The following is a 2,196-nucleotide window of genomic DNA, read 5'->3' on the forward strand; positions in this document are numbered from 1 at the left end:
AGTGGAGAATGCCCTAGTCACGGTACTTGCCGAAAAAGTCTAAATACTTATCGGCGTTAGTAATTTGTTCGAAACCACTAGTTCTGCCTTCAACCCATTCTGTAAGGCCTTCAAGGTCCATGATCTTCTTGTGTTCTGGATCGTTGTAATCCATTTGAAGAAGAATTTTAGCCCAAGCTTTGAAGTCTTCTGATGGGAAGCCCACGCGAGCTGAGAATATACAGTGATCGAAGTGAGGTGTTTCACCTAAAACTTCTAGTTGGTTAGCATCGATAGTGCCGTCCTTTGACCAAGCGTTGAAATTTAGATCGATAGTGAAAGCGCAGTCAACATCGCCTGCTTCAAGTGCTTTAACAGCGTCAAGTTCACCGCCAACGTGGTCTCCGTTAAGGCCAACGCCCTTGTCGAAGCGAACTTCTTCATAATCTTTGCCATATTCTAAGCCTTTAGTCTTTAAATAATAGATAGGTATAAGTCTTGCTTGAGGGCTGTCAAATGCGCCGAAGCCTATCTTTTTGCCCTTAAGATCTTCAAAAGACTTAATGCCAGAGTCTTTTTTAACTAGGCAGATAGTCTTTCTGTCTCTATCTGTGTCTCTCATAGGACCATTTTCGCTTTTACCGTCAGTTCTGATTTGAGTTTGTAGCCAAGCTAATGGTGAGTTCCAAGCGATATCTATATCGCCGTTAACAACAGCATCTACTTGTAAGTCATAGTCCTTGAAGTAAACGCCTTCAACTTCCATGCCTCTTTCTTCAAAAAATTTGTGGATCATATCCCAAATGATACTAACCTTTGGATCATAAAGAACTGCTCCAACTTTTATCTTATCAGTCATCTTTCCTCCTATGGTATTGGTTGATCTGTGATCAATTTACCAAGCCAAATTGTAAGCACGTCTACTGATGGTGCCATGATTTGACTTGCATATGCATCTCTCATGTATTTTTCTATAGGGTTTTGTTTGTTATAGCCCTTACCGCCAGCAACTCTCATTGCATCGATAGATGTTTCGATAGCTGCTTCACTTGCGTTAACTCTAGCTGCGATGATGTCAACAACTGCGTCAGCGTCGCCTCTTTCAGCCTTTTCAGCTGCAAGCTTTGTAAATGCTTCTGCTGCGTGAGTTCTGTTGTAAATCTTAGCTAAGTGTATTTGAACTGTTTCAATATTTGATAGAGATTGTCCTGTAGGATATTTTCTCTTCATAGCGTGTTCGTTAGCTGCTGTAGAGATGGCTTTGCCTAGACCTGAGTAAACACTTGCTAGACCTAAGATGAAGTATGGTGCAACAACTGAGAATACTTGTGCTTGACCGCTACCCCATTCGCCAATTCTGTACATATCTTCAAGTTCAACGTCCTTAAGAACCATTGGGCAAGATGCATTGCTTCTCATACCCATTCCGTTCCAAGCTTGCATTTCAAAATGAACGCCTTCTTTATCTATAGGAACTACCCAGTTATCGATTTCTCCTTCTTTCTTAGAAGGTACTAATACTAAGTAGTAGCTAGCGTATTCAGCTGAAGTAACCATTGACTTAGAGCCGTTTAATACGCAAGAACCATCTTTGTGTTCAATGCCCATTTCTGGGATGTAGAAGTGAGTACCTGTACCGAATTCACTATATGCAAGTGCACATAATTTTCTTTCTTCAAGGATTTCTTTAACAATCTTATTTTTAAGCTCATCATTACCATTAGCTAAGATACACATAAGTGCTACGTTATGCATCATGTAGCATAGACCAACAGATGCGCAGCTTTCAGCTAGAGCCATACAGATTTGTGAGTGGTCCTTAATAGTACCGCCTTCACCGCCCATTTCCTTAGGTATCATTACCTTAAAGAAACCTTCTTCACCTAGTTTGTCGAAAATTTCCTTAGGAAATTTTGCTTCTTCGTCTAATTGTTTTGCAACGGGATCAATGTATTTTTTTGCAAATTCCCTTGCTCTTTCAAATGAATTCATAATAAACCCTCCCTTTCGTGTTTATATCGATATCGCTATCGTCTTAAGTATATCACAACGATTACTTCATTACAAATAAGATTTTTCAATAGTTTCAGGCCTTTATATTGAAATTTTCTATATAAATTTTTCTCTGATATAATAAAAAATATTTAACTTGTTTGTGAAAAATAGTGATGCCTATAAAAAAGACATGCCTTTATAAAAAGCATGTCTGATTTGTAC

Annotated in this window: 2 protein-coding genes; both read right to left on the reverse strand. The window is 38.9% G+C overall.

Annotated features, from left to right (window positions below; all coding sequences use genetic code 11):
* Positions 1-13 precede the first annotated feature (13 nt).
* Positions 14-838: a phosphate/phosphite/phosphonate ABC transporter substrate-binding protein gene (locus tag Q0E71_RS06740; RefSeq protein WP_294797259.1), complete on the reverse strand. Its 825-nt coding sequence runs from the start codon at positions 836-838 to the stop codon at positions 14-16.
* 8 nt (positions 839-846) lie between these two features.
* On the reverse strand, positions 847-1,971 hold the full coding sequence (locus tag Q0E71_RS06745; protein ID WP_058259521.1) for an acyl-CoA dehydrogenase family protein: 1,125 nt from the start codon (positions 1,969-1,971) through the stop codon (positions 847-849).
* Positions 1,972-2,196: the final 225 nt, after the last annotated feature.

Source organism: uncultured Fenollaria sp. (assembly GCF_934202865.1).
Lineage (GTDB): Bacteria > Bacillota > Clostridia > Tissierellales > Peptoniphilaceae > Fenollaria.